At 71.0% G+C, this 16,747-nt stretch carries 14 protein-coding genes; 7 read left to right on the forward strand and 7 right to left on the reverse strand.

What is annotated here, in order from left to right; genetic code table 11:
- Window positions 1-464 precede the first annotated feature (464 nt).
- The gene (locus ABTZ89_RS07875) at window positions 465-1,868 is read left to right on the forward strand and encodes a serine/threonine-protein kinase (protein ID WP_351041560.1); all 1,404 of its coding nucleotides are present in this window, start codon (window positions 465-467) and stop codon (window positions 1,866-1,868) included.
- 197 nt (window positions 1,869-2,065) lie between these two features.
- On the forward strand, window positions 2,066-3,583 hold the full coding sequence (locus tag ABTZ89_RS07880; RefSeq protein ID WP_351041563.1) for a serine/threonine-protein kinase: 1,518 nt from the start codon (window positions 2,066-2,068) through the stop codon (window positions 3,581-3,583).
- A 60-nt stretch (window positions 3,584-3,643) separates the two neighbouring features.
- On the opposite strand, the gene ABTZ89_RS07885 is transcribed toward ABTZ89_RS07880, so the two are convergent.
- Complete coding sequence (locus tag ABTZ89_RS07885) at window positions 3,644-4,537, reverse strand: LysR family transcriptional regulator (RefSeq protein WP_351041566.1); 894 nt, start codon at window positions 4,535-4,537, stop codon at window positions 3,644-3,646.
- Window positions 4,538-4,706: 169 nt separating this feature from the next.
- Here ABTZ89_RS07885 and ABTZ89_RS07890 point away from each other — a divergent pair, with 169 nt between their 5' ends.
- Window positions 4,707-5,765, forward strand: a complete 1,059-nt coding sequence (locus ABTZ89_RS07890) for a DMT family transporter (RefSeq protein ID WP_270953273.1) — start codon at window positions 4,707-4,709, stop codon at window positions 5,763-5,765.
- Between the two features lie 34 nt (window positions 5,766-5,799).
- Here ABTZ89_RS07890 and ABTZ89_RS07895 read toward each other — a convergent pair whose 3' ends face one another.
- Window positions 5,800-7,215: an MFS transporter gene (locus tag ABTZ89_RS07895; RefSeq protein WP_351041570.1), complete on the reverse strand. Its 1,416-nt coding sequence runs from the start codon at window positions 7,213-7,215 to the stop codon at window positions 5,800-5,802.
- 108 nt (window positions 7,216-7,323) lie between these two features.
- On the opposite strand from ABTZ89_RS07895, the gene ABTZ89_RS07900 reads away from it, so the two are divergent.
- Complete coding sequence (locus tag ABTZ89_RS07900) at window positions 7,324-8,337, forward strand: Lrp/AsnC family transcriptional regulator (protein WP_351041573.1); 1,014 nt, start codon at window positions 7,324-7,326, stop codon at window positions 8,335-8,337.
- A 40-nt stretch (window positions 8,338-8,377) separates the two neighbouring features.
- Here the strand turns inward: ABTZ89_RS07900 and ABTZ89_RS07905 are convergent, their stop codons facing one another.
- From ABTZ89_RS07905 to ABTZ89_RS07915, 3 genes are all read right to left on the reverse strand, one after another.
- The gene (locus ABTZ89_RS07905; protein ID WP_351041576.1) at window positions 8,378-9,448 is read right to left on the reverse strand and encodes a hypothetical protein; all 1,071 of its coding nucleotides are present in this window, start codon (window positions 9,446-9,448) and stop codon (window positions 8,378-8,380) included.
- Between the two features lie 122 nt (window positions 9,449-9,570).
- On the reverse strand, window positions 9,571-10,242 hold the full coding sequence (locus ABTZ89_RS07910; protein ID WP_502949519.1) for a response regulator: 672 nt from the start codon (window positions 10,240-10,242) through the stop codon (window positions 9,571-9,573).
- A gap of 42 nt (window positions 10,243-10,284) precedes the next feature.
- The gene (locus ABTZ89_RS07915; protein WP_351041595.1) at window positions 10,285-11,520 is read right to left on the reverse strand and encodes an ATP-binding protein; all 1,236 of its coding nucleotides are present in this window, start codon (window positions 11,518-11,520) and stop codon (window positions 10,285-10,287) included.
- 170 nt (window positions 11,521-11,690) lie between these two features.
- Here ABTZ89_RS07915 and ABTZ89_RS07920 point away from each other — a divergent pair, with 170 nt between their 5' ends.
- Both ABTZ89_RS07920 and ABTZ89_RS07925 read left to right on the forward strand, forming a co-directional pair.
- A complete protein-coding gene (locus ABTZ89_RS07920; RefSeq protein ID WP_351041579.1) occupies window positions 11,691-12,914 on the forward strand; it encodes a PspC domain-containing protein in 1,224 nt (407 codons plus the stop codon).
- On the forward strand, window positions 12,907-13,098 hold the full coding sequence (locus tag ABTZ89_RS07925) for a hypothetical protein (RefSeq protein WP_270953278.1): 192 nt from the start codon (window positions 12,907-12,909) through the stop codon (window positions 13,096-13,098). Before ABTZ89_RS07920 ends, ABTZ89_RS07925 begins: the two co-directional genes overlap by 8 nt.
- On the opposite strand, the gene ABTZ89_RS07930 is transcribed toward ABTZ89_RS07925, so the two are convergent.
- Window positions 13,095-13,874, reverse strand: coding sequence for an E3 ubiquitin ligase family protein (locus ABTZ89_RS07930; RefSeq protein ID WP_351041583.1), 780 nt, complete (start codon window positions 13,872-13,874; stop codon window positions 13,095-13,097). The genes ABTZ89_RS07925 and ABTZ89_RS07930 overlap by 4 nt on opposite strands.
- 173 nt (window positions 13,875-14,047) lie before the next feature.
- On the opposite strand from ABTZ89_RS07930, the gene ABTZ89_RS07935 reads away from it, so the two are divergent.
- A complete protein-coding gene (locus tag ABTZ89_RS07935; RefSeq protein ID WP_351041586.1) occupies window positions 14,048-14,929 on the forward strand; it encodes a glycoside hydrolase family 16 protein in 882 nt (293 codons plus the stop codon).
- 61 nt (window positions 14,930-14,990) lie between these two features.
- On the opposite strand, the gene guaA is transcribed toward ABTZ89_RS07935, so the two are convergent.
- A complete protein-coding gene (gene guaA / locus ABTZ89_RS07940) occupies window positions 14,991-16,577 on the reverse strand; it encodes a glutamine-hydrolyzing GMP synthase (RefSeq protein WP_351041589.1) in 1,587 nt (528 codons plus the stop codon).
- Window positions 16,578-16,747: the final 170 nt, after the last annotated feature.

Here is a 16,747-nt window from a genome sequence, read left to right on the forward strand (position 1 = left end):
TGCTCAGACAACAATGCGGCAACGACCGGGAGCCGCCGAGATCCCGCAGCGCAGGACTGGGCGAACCGGGCAACGCGGATATCACCATCTGGAGCAACCGGTTCGAGCCTCGGAACGGGTGCTTCGCCGGGCCCGTCAAGAGCAACATCACCTGCGCAAACAGCTGTGACGAGCACCCCCATCGACCGACTCCGGGAACCCCGGCGCGTACCGTCGAGAAAGGTTGCGCAGATCTTTTCCAGTTCGGACCTACGCCGATACGGCGTCGGCTAGGCTCCCGTAGCGCGGTTCGGTCGTCGGCCCATGCGGCCAACCCGGTCCGCGCTGAGAACGTGTACATGTGGGAGGACCGGAGCCGGTCCGCCAAATCCGCCCGATGTCCGGTGGGGGTTGCGTTCCGGGACTCATTGTCCCGGATCTTCGCGAATCCTGCTGAGCATCGATAGCAGTACGGGGAGACGTCGGTGAGCGACGAAGGTCGCCTGGTCGCCGGACGCTACCGAGTGCAGCGACGCATCGGCAGTGGCGCGATGGGCGTGGTGTGGGAGTGTGTGGACGAACGCCTGCACCGCACTGTCGCGGTCAAGCAGTTGCTCCTGCAGCCCGGATTGGATCCGGGTGAGGCCGAGGAAGCGCGGCAGCGGGCTATGCGGGAAGGCCGCATCGCGGCCCGACTCCAGCACCCGAACGCCATCTCGGTCTACGACGTGGCTGAGGACGAGGGTCAGCCGGTCCTGGTCATGGAGTACCTGCCCTCCACCAGCCTCGCGGCGATGATGTCCGATCACGGGCCGCTGCCGCCGCGGGAGGTGGCGCGGATCGGCGCGCAGGTCGCTTCGGCGCTGGGCGCCGCGCACGCGGCCGGGGTGGTGCACCGCGACATCAAGCCGGGCAACATCCTGCTCGGCGACAACGGCGACGTGAAGATCACCGACTTCGGCATCTCGCGGGCGCAGGGCGACGTGCAGGTCACCAAGACCGGGATGCTCGCGGGCACGCCGGCCTACCTGTCGCCGGACGTGGCGATGGGCCAGGAGCCGACGCCCGCCTCGGACGTCTTCTCGCTCGGCGCCACGCTGTACGCCGCGATCGAGGGCCACCCGCCGTTCGGGCTGAACGAGAACACCCTCGCGCTGCTGCACGCGGTGGCCGCGGGCCGGGTGGAGCCGCCGCAGCAGGCCGGGCCGATGACCCACCCGCTGCTGGCGATGATGGCCAACCGGGTCGAGGACCGGCCGGACATGGCGCAGATCCGGGAGATGCTGCAGGCCGTGGCCGACGGCGGATCGGCGAGCTCGATCCCGACCATGGCCGCGCCGATCCCGCCCGCGCTGGCGCCGGAGCCCGGTCCCGACCAGGCGACCAGCGTCGTCGGCCAGGGCCAGGACGGGACGGCGGTCGCCTACTACGGCGAGGACGACCCGTACTCGGAGCGGCCGTACGAGGACGCCACCTCGTACATGGGTGCCGACACCCGCGGTGACGACGCGATCTACGAGAAGCCGCGCAAGAGCAAGCGCCCGGTGGTGATCTCGGGCATCGCGCTCGTTGCCGTCGCGGTGATCGCGGTGCTGGTCACGTCCGCGCTGTGGGGCAACAACGACAAGCAGGATCCGGTGGTCAACGTGCAGCCGACGAGCGAGGCCGCGCCGCCGCCCCCGCCGCCGGAGACGACCAGCGAGGAAGCGCCGCCCACCACGCAGGCCACGCGCACCAGCCAGAAGGAAACGCCGACCACCACGCGTCGGCCGACCACCAGCGCTGAGCAGCCGACGACGAGCAAGGAACAGCCGACGTCGGAGGAACAGCCCACGTCGGAAACCGACCAGCCCACCTCGGAGGCCTCGAGCACCGGGACGGCGGAGTAATCGAGTCGCGAACACCGGCCGGGGCGCTCACCACGAGGTGAGCACTCCGGCCGGTGTCGTTCATCGCCCCGGTGTGTACCGGTACGTCCGGTGCCCAGTAACGTTGCACTCCGTTGGGTGAAAGCTGACCACGGGGGTCCGGTCAGTCGATTGTCGAAGAGGTAGTTCAGGCAGCAGAGCCAGGACCAGGAGAACCGGTGAGCGCCGAAGGTCGTTTGATCGCAGGCCGGTACCGCTTGCAGCAGCAGATCGGCAGCGGCGCCATGGGAGTGGTGTGGCAAGCCGTCGATGAGCGCCTGCACCGCACGGTCGCGGTGAAGCAGCTGTTGCTGCAGCCCGGCTACACCCCCGAGGAAACCGAAGAAGCCCGTCAGCGGTCGATGCGCGAGGGCCGCATCGCTGCCCGCTTGCAGCACCAGAACGCGATCGTCGTGTTCGACGTCGCGGAGGACGAGGGCCAGCCGGTGCTGGTCATGGAGTACCTGCCCTCGAAGAGCCTGGCGTCGGTCATCGACGAGCAGGGCGTCCTGCCGCCGTTGCAGGTGGCGCGGATCGGCGCGCAGGTGTCCGGTGCGCTGGCCGCCGCGCACATCGCGGGCATCGTGCACCGCGACCTGAAGCCGGGCAACATCCTGCTCGGCGACAACGACATCGCCAAGATCACCGACTTCGGCATCTCCCGGGCGATCGGGGACGTCGCGGTGACCAAGAGCGGCATCCTGGCGGGCACTCCCGCCTACTTGGCCCCCGAGGTGGCGCTGGGCCGCGATCCGGCCCCGGCCTCGGACGTGTTCTCGCTCGGTTCGACGCTGTACGCGGCGATCGAGGGCGGTCCGCCGTTCGGCACCGACGAGAACGCGATCAGCCTGCTGCACCGGGTCGCGCGCGGGCACTTCGACCCGCCGCGGCAGGCCGGGCCGATGACGCCGGTGCTGATGCAGATGCTGCGGCCGGACCCGGTGGACCGGCCGACCATGGCCCAGGCCCGCGACCTGCTGCAGGCGGTGCTCGACGGCCGTCCGGTGCCGAACGCCGCGCCGAGCGCGGGGTGGCAGCGTCCCGGCGGAGCCCCGCAGCAGACCCCGCCGGGGGGTACTCGGATGGGTCCGCCGCCTGCGGCGAACCCGCCGACGATGGTCGGTGGCGCCGCGATGGCGGCCGCCGAGCCCTCGCCGCGGCGCAACTACAAGCAGGCCGCGCTGTGGATCGTGGCGATCGTGGTCGCCGTGCTCGTGGGCGTGCTCGCCGCGAACGCCTTCGGCGACGACTCGCAACCGCAGGGCGAGCCAGCACCGTCCACCCCGCCCACGCCGACCACCCAGGTGCAGCAGACGTCCACTGCGCCCACCACGTCGGCCACGACGACCAGTTCCGCGCCCACCACGACCGCGGCGACGACCGCTGCCCAGCAGCCGTCGTCGAAGGAGATCGTCGCGGTGGTGAAGAGGTACTACTCGCTGGTGCCGAAGAAGCTGGACCAGGCGTGGAAGCTGCTCGGTCCGAAGCTCCAGGAGCAGGGCCAGGACAAGTACGAGGGCTTCTGGAAGACGATCGACGACGTGAAGATCATCGGCGACCCGGTGCAGTCCGGTGCCAACGTGATCGTGACGGTGGAGTTCACCAAGGACGGCAAGAAGATCGTCGAGCAGCACGTCCTCGGGATGGTCACCACCCAGGACGGCAAGCCGCTGATCAACACCGACAGCCGCAACTGACGCGTTCGCGAGGCGCGATTTCGCCGGGGATTTCCCCGCGAGATCGCGCCTTTTCGCTGGTCAGCTGGCGGATTCGTGGAGGGTGGCCAGCAGGGACTTGGTGGCCGGGCGGTCGGCCACCGCTTCCCGGACGGCCGCGTAGAGGCGGCGGACCGGCTCCGGCCGGCGGATCGCCCGGACGACCACGCCGGGGTGCACCACGTCGAGCCCCAGGCGCGGGACCAGGGCCACGCCCAGCTCGGCGGCGACGAAGCCCTGCGCCGAGTAGCTCCCGTCGGTCTCCAGCGCCACCTTCGGCTTGAAACCCGCGCTCGCGTAGGCCTCCTGGAGCAGCTGGGAGCAGATGTCGTCGGTGTCCAACGCGCTGTTCACCCAGGGCTCGGCGGCCAGCTGGCCCAGGTCGATGCACTCCTGCTCGGCCATCGGGTGGTTCTTCGGCAGCACCACCCGGTAGGGGTCGTCGGCGAGGTGCACGAACCGCACGCCGCGCCGCTCGGGCACGTCGCGCCCGACCACGACGACCGCCACGTCCGACTCGCCTGCGGCCAGGTCGTCGACCAGGCCCACTTCCTGCATCCGCAGGTCGAGCTGCACCTCCGGGTGCTCGGCGCGGAACTTCGCGACCGCGACCGGGATCAGCCCCACCGAGGCGGTGTGGAAGAACCGCACCCGGAGCAGGCCGGTGCGCCCGGCGCGGATGTCGGCCAGCTCGACTTCCGTGCTGCTGAGCAGCTCGGCGAGCTGCCCGGCCCGGTCGGCCAGCAGCATCCCGGCCGGGGTCGGCTTGAGCCCGCGGCCGACCTTCTCCAGCAGCGGGATACCGGCTTCCCTCTCCAGCGTCGACAGCTGCTGGCTGATCGCCGACGGGGTGTATCCGAGGTTCGTCGCCGCAGCGCTGACCGACCCGCTGGTGACCACCGCTCGCAGCACCTGCATCCGCCGCACGTCCAACATGCCCTCGACGATACAGCAGATCTAAAAAGTTCTGTGTCTTTTTTTCACTTGTCCTTATGCGGGGACCGGAGCAACGTAGAAGGCGGAAGAACGCTCCAGCGATACCGCCCATCGTCCCGGCGAATCCGACGACCCGCACTCGGGGTCTTGCGCGAACCCGGAGAGGACCATGAACAACCCCGCCAACTACCTCCGACTCGGCGCCCTGGCGCTGCTGTGGGGCTCCAGCTTCCTGCTGATCAAGCTGGCCCTGGCGGCCCTCGCGCCCACGCAGATCGCGCTGACGCGCATCGTGCTTGGGGCGCTGGTGCTGCTGGCGCTGTGCGCGGCGCGCGGATTGCGGCTCAGCCGCGATCGCGCGGTGTGGCGGCACATCGCGGTCGCCGCGCTGCTCGGCAGCGCTCTGCCGTGGGTCCTGTTCGGAATCGGCGAGCAGACGGTCGATTCCGGGCTGACCGGGGTGCTCAACGCGACGACTCCACTGTGGACCGTACTGGTCGGGCTGCTGGTCAGCCGCGAAGCTCCGCCACCGGCTCGAATCGGCGGGCTGCTGCTGGGATTCCTCGGCGTGATGCTGATCTTCGCGCCGTGGCAGGGCACCAGCATGCTCAGCTGGGGTGTGCTCGCCTGCCTCGGCGCGGCCGTCAGCTACGGCATCTCCTACGTCTACATCGCGCGGAACCTGACCGGCCAGCACGGGTTGCCGCCGCTGGCGCTGGCCGCGATGCAGCTGACCGCGGCCACCGGCTACGGCGTCATCTCGCTGCCGATCGACGGGCTGCGCCCGGTGCAGTGGGACCTGCTCGCGATGGGTTCGGTCGCGGTGCTGGGCATCTTCGGCACCGGCCTCGCGTTCGCGCTGAACTACCGGATCATCAGCGACGAAGGCGCCACCACCGCCTCGACGGTGACCTACCTGATGCCCATCGTCTCGGTGCTCCTCGGCTGGCTGCTGCTCGACGAGGAGATCGGCCTCCGAGTCCTGCTCGGCATGGCGGTCGTGCTCACCGGCGTGCTGCTGACCCGCCGCTCCCCCGATCCGAAAACCCCTGCTGCTCCCACGAATCAGGAGGAAGAGATGTCCGAAGCGACCGCCGTCGAGGAACGCCCCACCACCGAGGCGCTGCCCCCGGTCGAGGAGCCGAAGGGCTGGGCCCGGTTCCAGCTGGCGCTGCTCCGCGGCTCCCAGCTCTACGCCGACCTGGCCACCAACCACCCGATGAAGTGAGCGGTGCCGGGGAGCTCTCCCCGGCACCGCCCGATCAGGCCGGCTGGTCGTCGCGGGTTTCCGCGGCGACCGGACCGGCGTGCATCGACTCCAAGCTGCGCCCCGCCGTGCGCAGCCCCAGCAGCGCGAGCACCACGGCACCGACCAGCAGGAGACCGCACAGCACCGCGAAGACACCGGCGAATCCGAGGTCGGCGTACAGGTAGCCGATCGCCACGGGCGCCATGATCGCGCCGACCCGCGCGGTCGCGCTGGCCAGCCCCATCCCGGTCGCCCTGGACTCGGTCGGGTAGATCTCGGAGGTGTAGGCGTACAGCGGCCCGGCGACGCCGTTCATGAAGAACGAGAGCGCGACGATGAAGCAGAAGATCGCCACTTCGCCGTCCGCGGTGGCCAGACCGGCCGCGCAGGCGATGGCGCAGCCCATGAACACCACGATCGTCCACTTGCGATCGATGCGTTCGCTGATGGCGGCCGCGAGGTAGTAGCCGGGGATCTGCGCGACCGCGCTGGCCAGCGCGAACGAGAAGCTCTTGGCGATCGTGAAGCCCTTGAGCACCAGGAGCGTGGGCAACCAGGTGCCGTAGCCGTAGTGCGTCGCCTGGATCGCGAACCACACCACGCACACGACGCCGGTGCGCACGGCCAGCCCCGGTCCCCACAGCGCGGCGAACTGCCGCCACAGGTTCCGCCGCGGCGCGGGTTCCCCGGTCGGCTCGGCGACCGGCGGCACCGGCGGCAGCTCGCCCTTGACCGCGGTTTCGCGTTCGAAGCGCTCGACGATCGCAGCGGCTTCGGCGATGCGCCCCTGGCTGATCAGGAAGCGCGGCGATTCCAGCAGGTCCCGGCGCCACCAGAGCAGCAGCAGGATGGGCGCGACGCAGATGACGCACGCGATGCGCCACCCCGGTTCCGGGTTCGGGCTGATCACCGCGACCGCGGTCAGCCCGGCCAGGACGTAGCCGAAACCGAGGAACATCATCGTGTTTCCGATGTTTCGGCCCCGGTTCGAGGTGGGCAGGAACTCCGAGATGTAGGGCACGATCATGGTGGCCTCGGCGCCGACCCCGATCCCGCTGAGCACCCGCCAGAGCATCAGCTCCGCCGGGCTGGACGCGGTCGCCGCGACGAGCGTGAACGCGACGTAGACCAGGAGCGCGTACATCAGCACCCGGCGGCGTCCGATGCGATCGGCGAGCGCTCCCGCGACCAGGGCGCCGATCAGGTAGCCGATGAACACCGAGGCCAGCAGCCATCCGGCCAACCCGGACTCGACCGACCAGAGGGCGACCACGGCCGAAGCCGCGTATCCGAGCAGCACGGCGTCGTAGGACTCGAAGAGGTAGCCGAGCCCGCCCTGCAGCATCAGCCTTCGATGCGGTTTGCCGACGGGCAGCCGGTCCAAGCGGGCGAGGAGTTCCGTACCAGTGGGCAGTGGTGCGGCGGTCACCAGCGGCTCCTTCCATCCGGTTTGCGGCATGGTCGGCGGACGCGGCGCGGGCGTTGTCGAATGTCGGGGAATCCGTCATGATCTCCGGCTGTGACGCGGAGATCCGCCATGCTCAGCGAGTCCGACCTGGCACTGGTGAACGCGCTCCAGGTCTGGCCGCGCGCCCCCTGGACCGCGGTGGCCACCTCGCTGGGGGTCCGCTCGGCGGAGGCGGTGGCCCGGCGGTGGGACCGGTTGTCCACCCGCGGCGACGCCTGGACGACCGCGTACTTCCGCGCGCTGTCCACCGGCGGCTGCATCGCGCTGGTGACGGCCCGGTGCCGACCGGGCACCAAGGAGCAGGTCGCGGCCACGCTGGCCGAGGACTCCTGCTGCATCTCGGCGGACATCACCGCCGGAACCCAGGACCTGCTGCTCACCATCGCGGCGCAGGACCTCGAAGCGCTCAACCAGTACCTGTTCCAGCACGTCGAGCAGGTACCCGGCCTGATCGCCACCACGACCGCGCTGGCCACCCGGTTCTACAGCGAAGGGGCGAACTGGCGCCTGCACGCGCTGGGCGCTTCAGCGCACGCCGCGCTGGACCCGGGGTTCGGCCAGCAGTCCACCCAGTCGACCCCGTTCGGCAGCCTCGACCGGAAGTTGGCGGGGCTGCTGTCCGCGGACGGCCGCACCTCCTACGCGCAGCTCGCCGAGGAGTCCGGTACCAGCGAGGCGACGGCACGCCGCCGGATCACCGCGATGCTGCGATCGCGCGTGCTCGCCCTGCGCTGCGAGGTGGCCGCACCGCTGGTCGGACTGCCGGTCACCGCCACCCTGCGCGGGCGGGTCGCCGCGTTCGACCTGGACCGGGTGGGGGCCGGGTTGGCCGGTCTGGCACCGGTCCGGATGTGCGCGGCGGTCACCGGCGAGCACAACCTGGTCGCCACGGTCTGGCTGCCCTCGATCAGCGCGGTCCAGCAGTTCGAGCAGGTGGCGACCCGGAACTTCCCCGCCCTCGTCGTGCACGACACGCTGGTGAACCTGCGAACGGTCAAGCGCATGGGCCGGCTCCTGGACCACTCGGGACGCGCGACCGGCTTCGTCCCGATGCGCGCCTGGTCCCACCAGTCGGAGGGATAGCACGAGTCCGGCCCGGTGTTCCGGGCCGGACTCGTGGGGCTCACTCGCGGTAGGTCGCCGTGTAGGGCTCGAACGCCGCGCCTTCGCCGGTCCGGTTGCCCACGCCGAGAACGGTGCCGTCGTCCTGGACGGCCGCGCCGTACACGCGGACCATGGGCGGCGCGATCAGGCCCTGCCACCCGGCCCCGTCCCAACCCAGCCGGAAGGGCTCGGCGTTGGGCCCGACCCCGAACAGCTGGACCTGGTCGCCGACCTGGAGGAGCTGGGTGATCGTGCCGGCCTCCCCGAGCTCGAAGGTCTCCCACGCCCGGCCGTCCCAGTGCGCGGTGAACGGCACCTCCTGGCCCTGCACGGTGCGGTGCCCGCCGATCCACACGTCGTCCGGGGCCAGGGCGAGGACGTTGTCGAGCGCTTCGATGACGCCGGGATCCTCGTCGACGTCCGGAACCGGCACCTCCGTCCACGCCCGGCCGTCCCAGTGCAGGGCGATGGTGCGGCTGCCGTTGGGCCAGGTGCTGTAGCCGACCGCCCACAGGTCGTTCGACGCCACGCCTTCGACGTCCGTCAGCTTCCAGGACTCGTAGTCGTGCTCAGCGAGGTCGGGGACCGGAACGTCGGTCCACGCCCGGCCGTCCCAGTGCTGCGCCGTGCCGCGCCCGGCCCCGCCGACCGCCCAGACGTCGTCCGCGGCGAACGCCTTCAGCGCCACCGGATCCGGAGAGGTGCCGGGCGCCGGATCGACCCGCGTCCACGTCTGACCATCCCAGTGCGCCATGCCGCCGGGCTTGGTCTTGGTCGGCACCCCGACGGTCCAGACGTCGTCGGGCGCCAGGACCTCGCCGTCCACCAGACGTCCGAAGTTCTCGATCGGAACCTGCTGCCAGCCCTGCTCGCCCTTGCGGTAGACCTCGCTGGTCTCGTTCGGGGAACTGTCGCTGTTGAAGCCGAAAGCCCAGGACTCCCCCTCCGCGCTGCCCGCAGCCGTCAACATGCCGGACTTCGCCGACGTCGGAACCGGCTCCTCCGACCAGCTCCCCACCGCCGAGGCCTGCACGACCGATCCCACGAGCAGTCCGGCCGTGGCGAGAAGAGTGGCCGCTGTTCGTCTCATCCGCTGCGCTCCCCAGTTCGCTCAACAGGTACACCGCTAAGACGTCCCTGGCACGCACGGGGTTGTCCTTCGAGCCGAAAGCGCTGGCACGCATGAGGATTGGCACCCGCGAAGACGGGAACTCACACCAGGCGGCGGTCGGAGGCCCAGCGGGAGAGCTCGTAGCGGTTGGACAGCTGGGTCTTGCGGAGCACGCTGGAGACGTGGGTTTCCACCGTCTTCACGGAGATGAACAGCTCCGAGGCGATCTCCTTGTAGGCGTAGCCGCGGGCCAGCAGGCGCAGCACCTCGCGTTCGCGGGGCGTGAGCAGGTCCAGCTCGGGGTCGCCAACCGGCGCCGAGTTCGGGCCCTCGGAGAAGGCGTCCAGCACGAAACCCGCCAAGCGGGGCGAGAACACCGCGTCCCCGGCGCGCACCCGCACGACCGCGTCGGCGAGCTCGCGACCGGAGATGGTCTTGGTGACGTAACCCCGGGCGCCACCGCGGATCACCGCTATCACGTCCTCAGCGGCGTCGGAGACCGACAACGCCAGGAACACCACGTCGGGCTGCTGGGGGCGCACCTGCCGCAGGACCTCGGCGCCACCGCCGTCGGGCATGTGCACGTCCAGCAGGACGACTTCCGGCTTGTAGTGCGCGATCCCGGCGACGGCCTCGGCCACCGAACCGGCCTCGCCCACCACCTCGACCTGATCGGCGGCGGCCAGTTCCGCGCGCACCCCGGCGCGGAACAGCGCGTGGTCGTCGACCAGGAACACCCGGACCTGGTTCGGGGTGGTGTCGTCACCGGTCACGATCAGCCTCCATCGCCGTTCTCGCCCGAAGGGTACGCGAATTCACGCCGCCGCCCTCGGCATTTCCATCTGCACCTCGGTGCCCTCGCCGAGCGAGGTCCGCACCTTGACCTTGCCGCCGTGCCGCTGCACGCGACCGCGGATCGAATCGGCCAGGCCGTGCCGGTCGTCGGGCACGGCGGCCGGGTCGAACCCCTTGCCGCGGTCGCGGACGAACACCGAGACCTGCCCGGCCTCGACCTCCGCGTACACGCTCACCTCCGCGACCTCGGCGTGCTTGGCCGCGTTGACGATCGCCTCCCGGGCCGCCGCGAGCTGCGCGGACAGCCGCTCGTCGACGTCGCAGTCGCCGACGACCACCTGCTGGACCTTGATCGCGAAGGTGTCCTCGACCTCGCCGCAGATCCGGGTCAGCTCGGCGGAGAACGTGGCGGCGGGCGCGTCCTCGACCGCCTGCCGCTGCGAACCGTAGCCGTCCGGGCCGTACAGCCAGCTCCGCAGCTCGCGCTCCTGGCCGCGGGCCAACCGCCGCACCTCGCGCTCGGAGTCGGCCTGCTTCTGGATCAGCGCCAAGGTCTGCAGCACCGAGTCGTGCAGGTGCGCGGCGATCTCGGCGCGTTCCTGGGAGCGGATCCGGCTGGCCCGCTCGATGTTGAGGTCCCGCACCAGGCGCACCCACCACGGCACGGTCAGCACGGCGACGCCGACCAGCGTCGCGCCCACCGCGAGCAGCGCGAAGCGCACCTCGTCCAGCGACGCCGACCCCGCCAGCAGCACCACGATGCCGACCACGACCAGGGCCGCCCCGGCGAGCACGCGGATCATGGCCGAACGACCACCGCCGCCGAGCAGCGCGCCGACCACGTTGGTGCGCGCGCCCTGCCGCCAGCGGCGGCGCTGCGACTCGTCGGCTTCCCGCCACACCACGGCGGCGCCGACCAGCACCACCACCATCGGCGCGCCCAGCCAGTTCGGCATCGAGACCAGGCCGCCGATGGCGACCATCGCGCCGAGGCAGAGCAGGATCACGCCGAAGCCCTGCTGGCGCTCCCGGCTCGACACCGGTTTCTCGACACCGGTGGACTGCGGCACGAACACCCACAGCAGCCCGTAGGCGAGGACGCCGGCACCGCCGCACACCGCGAGCACGGCGAACCCACCGCGCACCCACAGCACCGGCACCCCGAGGTGTTCGGCCACCCCGCTGGCCACGCCCGCGACCAAGCGCCCGCTGCGACGTCGACGCAGCTGCTCCACGCTCCGCGGCCGCTGCGCCATCTGCTGCGTGGCAGCTCCCGGCCCGGTGTCCTGGTTCAGCTGGTCTCCCACGACACCGATGGTCACACGCACGGACGAGCACGAGCATCAGGGACCGTCCCTGACATTCCGGGCCGAGTCAGGGGCGTCCCTGATGCCCTCTGGCCCGCTCGGCACGGATAGTGGTCGGCATGAGCAGCACGAAGCACGCCGGGGCCGCCGCGGCGTTCGAGGACACGCTGCGGGACTTCTGGGCGACCCGCCCGGTCCGGCCGCGCATCGGGGGCAAGGTCGGAGGCGTGTCCGCCGCGATCGGCCGCAGGTACGGCATCGACCCGGTCCTGGTCCGGGTCGCGTTCGTCCTGGCCGCCATCTACGGCGGGGCCGGCGTGGTGCTCTACCTGCTGGGCTGGCTGCTGTTCCCGAAGGAGGGCGAGCCGGTCCCGGGCAATCCCAGCCCGAAGCCGGAGCCGACCTCCAGCACGCTCGCCGTGATCCTCGTGGTGCTGCTGATCCCCGGCGTGTTCTGGCTGACCAGCACGCCGTCGATCATCGGGCTCGCGGCGGGGCTCGGCGTGCTCTACCTGGTGCACCGCACGTACGGCGAGCGCAACGTGGCACCGCCGCCCACCCCGGCACCGGCGCCCAGCACGAATCCGGCCGCGACACCGGTGGACGAGAACACCTGGGTCTACCCCGGTTCCGGGACGACCGCGGCCGCCGAGGCGCAGTCCCCGCCCAAGTGGGATCCGCTCGGCGCCGCGCCGTTCGCATGGGACCTGCCCGAACCCGCCGAGCCCGAACAGCCGGAACCGCGACGTCCGCGGCGCCGCTGGATCACCTGGACGACGCTGGTGCTGGCGGCGTTCGCCGGCGGCCTGACCAGCTCGCTGGGAGCACCGCTGGCCATCGCGCTGGCCATCGCGCTCGGCGTGCTGGGGCTGGGGCTGATCGCCGGCTCGTTCCTGCACGGCGGGCGGGGGCTCATCGCCGCAGCGGTCCCGCTGGCCGCGGTGGCGATGCTGGCCTCGGCGCTGCCGTCGAGCACCTTCACCGGCCGGATCGGCGACTACACCATCGTCCCCACCAGGACCACCGAGCTCGACCCCAACTACGAGCTGTCGGCCGGGACGGTCACCTTGGACCTGCGGGACCTGAAGCTCGCACCCGACGAGAACGTCACCACCTCGGCCAACGTGGGAGTCGGCGACGTCACCGTGCTGCTGCCCCCGAACGTCGACGTGACCGCGGGGTGCAAGACGGGGCTCGGCGACGTGCAGTGCCTGAACGCGATGTCCAGCGGCGGCGCCGCGGACCAGACCGCGACCGACTACGGCGCGGACGGCCTCGGTGGCGGTCACGTGTCCCTCGACCTGCAGGTCGGGGTGGGAAGTGTGGAGGTCTCCCGTGGCTGACGAGCGGAACCGCCCGGAACGGACCGGCCCCGACCTGGTCGCGCTGGTCAGCGGCCTGATCACGATCACCATCGCGGGCACCGTGCTGTTCGGCCTCGGCGGTCAGCTGCAGTGGCTGCTGGCGGTGGCCGCGGTGATGATCGGCGGGATCATGCTGATCGCCTCCCGGCGCACCCGCAACTAGCCGATCGCGCCGAGCACGATCAGCGCGATCCCGGCCAGCGCGGCCAGCGGGATGCCGACGGCGAGCAGCCGGTGCTGGGTGCGGGCGCTCTTGCGGAGCTGGTCCTCGGTGCGCGTCGAGATGACGAAGTGGCCGTCCTGCTCGGGTTTCCCGATCACCAGCGGACCGATCCGGTCGTGCACCTCGCCCAGCACGTACAGCCGCTGGCCGGGCCGGATCACCCACTCCTCGTACTCGTAACCGATGGTGCTGCTGTCGTCGAAGATGTTCGGCAGCTGGAACCCGAACACCGTCGGGCCCTGCTGGCGCTGGTACGGCTCGAACCGGCTGACCACCTGCTCCGGCTTGTCCGGCGCGGTCCCGTTGGGGTCGACGCCGATCAGCACGCCCCGGTCGTCGCGGAGCGCGTAGCCCGCCCACGAGGTGTGCTCGGCAACGGTCTCGGTCTTGCGGGTCCGGTTCGGGCGCCCGTTGCTGTCGTACCGGCGCTCCTCGAAGCGGCGCTTGACCACGTGGCGGTGCCAGACGCATTCGGTCTTGCTGAACTCGGAGACCAGCAGCCCCTCCGGACGCGGGTACGCCTCGCCGATCACCTCGCACTGCTTGCGGAACCCGCCGCGAGCGCCGAGCTCGTCGGAGATCCGGCGCAGCCGTTCCAGCTCGTCCACCGGCAGCGTCTCCGCGCCGATCATCGCGTGCAGCTGATCGCGGGTGCGGCGCATGAAGTAGAACCCGACGCCGGCGGCGACCACCAGCAGAACCCCGAAGATGACCATCTCGCCCTCCCGACACTCGCGGCAGACCCTAGTTCCCCGCCGCGCGGGGCAGCCCGGATTCCGGCTGATCCGAGAGGTGGATCTCCGTCCAGAACTCGCCAATCGCCCCAACCGGCCGAACCGCACCGCGATACTCGATCGCTCAAGACGCGGTTCTCCCCGAAGGAGCGCTCATGGTCCGGAACGCCTTGCTCGCGACGGCCGCCGCGCTCGCGGTGGTGACCGCGGTACCGGCCGGTGCCGAGCCCCGCGCCGAGGTGTTCTTCGACGACTTCTCCGGTGCCGAACTGGACCGCGCCAAGTGGGCGGTCGAGGTCACCGGCGAGAACTTCGGCACGGTCAACCAGGAGCAGCAGGCCTACGTCGACTCGCCCGAGACCATCTACGTCGAGCACGACCCGGCCACCGGGGCGGAGAACGGCGCGCTCGCGCTGCACCCCCGGTACGCGCCCGGCACGCAGGCCCCGGACGGGCAGACCTACGACTTCGTCTCCGGCCGGGTCAAGACGCAGGACAAGGTCGAGTTCACCTACGGCAGCTACGCGGCCCGGCTCAAGCTCCCGGAGAACGCCACCGGCAGCGGGCTGTGGCCCGCGTGGTGGTCGCTGGGCGCGAACATCGACGACGGCGAGCCGTGGCCGGACTGCGGCGAGATCGACGTGATGGAGCACGTCGGCGAACCGTGGACGAGCTCGGCGCTGCACGGCCCCGAGTACCACGGCGACACCCCGTTCACGAAGCGGCAGAACTTCGAAGGCGCGGACCCCGCCGACTGGCACGTCTACCGGGTGGACTGGACGCCCGACGGGCTGGCCTTCTTCGTCGACGACACCGAGACCTACCGGGTCACCAAGGACGAGATCCAGGGCAACGGCTGGACGTGGGCGTACGACGACCCGCAGTTCCTGATCCTGAACTTCGCCCTCGGCGGCACCTACCCGAACGGCGTCAACGGCGTGACGGAGCCCTACTTCGGCCTTCCGCAGTCCACAGTGGACAGGATTGCCGCCGGCGAGGTCCGCTACCTGGTCGACTGGGTCCGCGTCGAGCAGTGACGAGCCGATGCGCGAAGGGCGCCTCCCGCCGAAGCGGAAGACGCCCTTCGAAGTGCGGGGATCACTCCCACTCGATGGTGCCCGGGGGCTTGGACGTCACGTCCAGCGTTACCCGGTTGACCTCGGAGACCTCGTTGGTGATCCGGGTGGAGATCCGCTCCAGCACGTCGTAGGGCAGGCGGGTCCAGTCCGCGGTCATCGCGTCCTCGCTGGACACCGGGCGCAGGACCACCGGGTGGCCGTAGGTCCGGCCGTCGCCCTGCACGCCGACCGAGCGGACGTCGGCCAGCAGCACCACCGGGCACTGCCAGATGTCGCGGTCCAGACCGGCCGCGGTCAGCTCCTCGCGGGCGATCGCGTCCGCCGCGCGCAGCGTCTCCAACCGGTCCGCGGTGACCTCGCCGATGATCCGGATGCCCAGGCCCGGGCCGGGGAACGGCTGCCGGTGCACGATGGTCTCCGGCAGGCCCAGCTCCAGGCCGACCCGGCGCACCTCGTCCTTGAACAGCGCGCGCAGCGGCTCGACCAGCTCGAACTGCAGGTCGTCGGGCAGACCGCCGACGTTGTGGTGGCTCTTGATGTTCGCCGCGCCGGAACCGCCGCCGGACTCGACCACGTCCGGGTAGAGGGTGCCCTGCACCAGGAAGTCGATCTGCTCACCGGCCTCGCCGGCCTCCGCCTGCAGGTCGCGGGCGGCCTGCTCGAAGACGCGGATGAACTCCCGGCCGATGATCTTGCGCTTCTCCTCCGGGTCGGTCACGCCGGCCAGCTCGCCGAGGAACCGGTCCACCGCGTCGATGGTGACCAGCCGGACGCCGGTCGCCGCGACGAAGTCGCGCTCCACCTGCGCGCGCTCACCGGCGCGCAGCAGGCCGTGGTCGACGAACACGCAGGTCAGCTGGTCGCCGATGGCGCGCTGCACCAGCGCGGCGGCCACCGCGGAGTCCACCCCGCCGGACAGCGCGCAGATCGCGCGCCGGTCGCCGATCTGCTCCCGGATCGCCGCGACCGTGTCGTCGACGATGGAGGAGGTGGTCCACTGCGGGCGGACCTTGGCGATGTCGTGCAGGAAGCGCCGCAGCACCTCCTGGCCGTGCGGCGAGTGCACCACCTCGGGGTGGTACTGGACGCCGGCCAGCTGCCGCTCGACGCTCTCGAACGCCGCGACCGGGGTGTCCTTGGTGGAGGCGGTGACGTCGAAGCCCTCGGGCGCCTTGCTCACCGAGTCGCCGTGGCTCATCCACACCGGGTGGTGGCCGGGCATCTCGGCGTGCAGCGTGCCGCCGTCGCCGCTGATCTCCAGCTCGGTCCGGCCGTACTCGCGGGTGCCGGTGTGCTCCACCGCGCCGCCGAGGGCCGAGATCATCGCCTGGAAGCCGTAGCAGATGCCGAAGACCGGGACACCCGCGCTGAACAGCGCCGGGTCGACCTGGGGAGCGCCGTCCGCGTAGACGCTGGACGGGCCGCCGGAGAGCACGACGGCGGCGGGGTTGCGGTGCTTGATCTCCTCGACGGAGATGTCGTGCGGAACGACCTCGGAGTAGACCTGCGCCTCGCGAACCCGACGCGCGATCAGCTGCGCGTACTGGGCGCCGTAGTCGACAACGAGAACAGGCCCCTGGGCGCTGTTGCTTGCGGAACCGGACACGTCGCCGCGACCTCCTAGCATGAACCGGTGAGCTGAGGCCATTGTCCCAGGTAACCAAGGCCACAGCCGCATCGACCCCGGCCAGCCCCCGAGACGCCCCGCAGCCAGCACCAGGACCGCAGTTTCAATTGAAACTGCGATCCGCCGTGGGTGAGATCCGCAGTTTCAAT

This window comes from Saccharopolyspora sp. NPDC002686, from assembly GCF_040295745.1.
In the GTDB taxonomy this organism is placed as follows: Bacteria; Actinomycetota; Actinomycetes; order Mycobacteriales; family Pseudonocardiaceae; genus Saccharopolyspora; species Saccharopolyspora oryzae.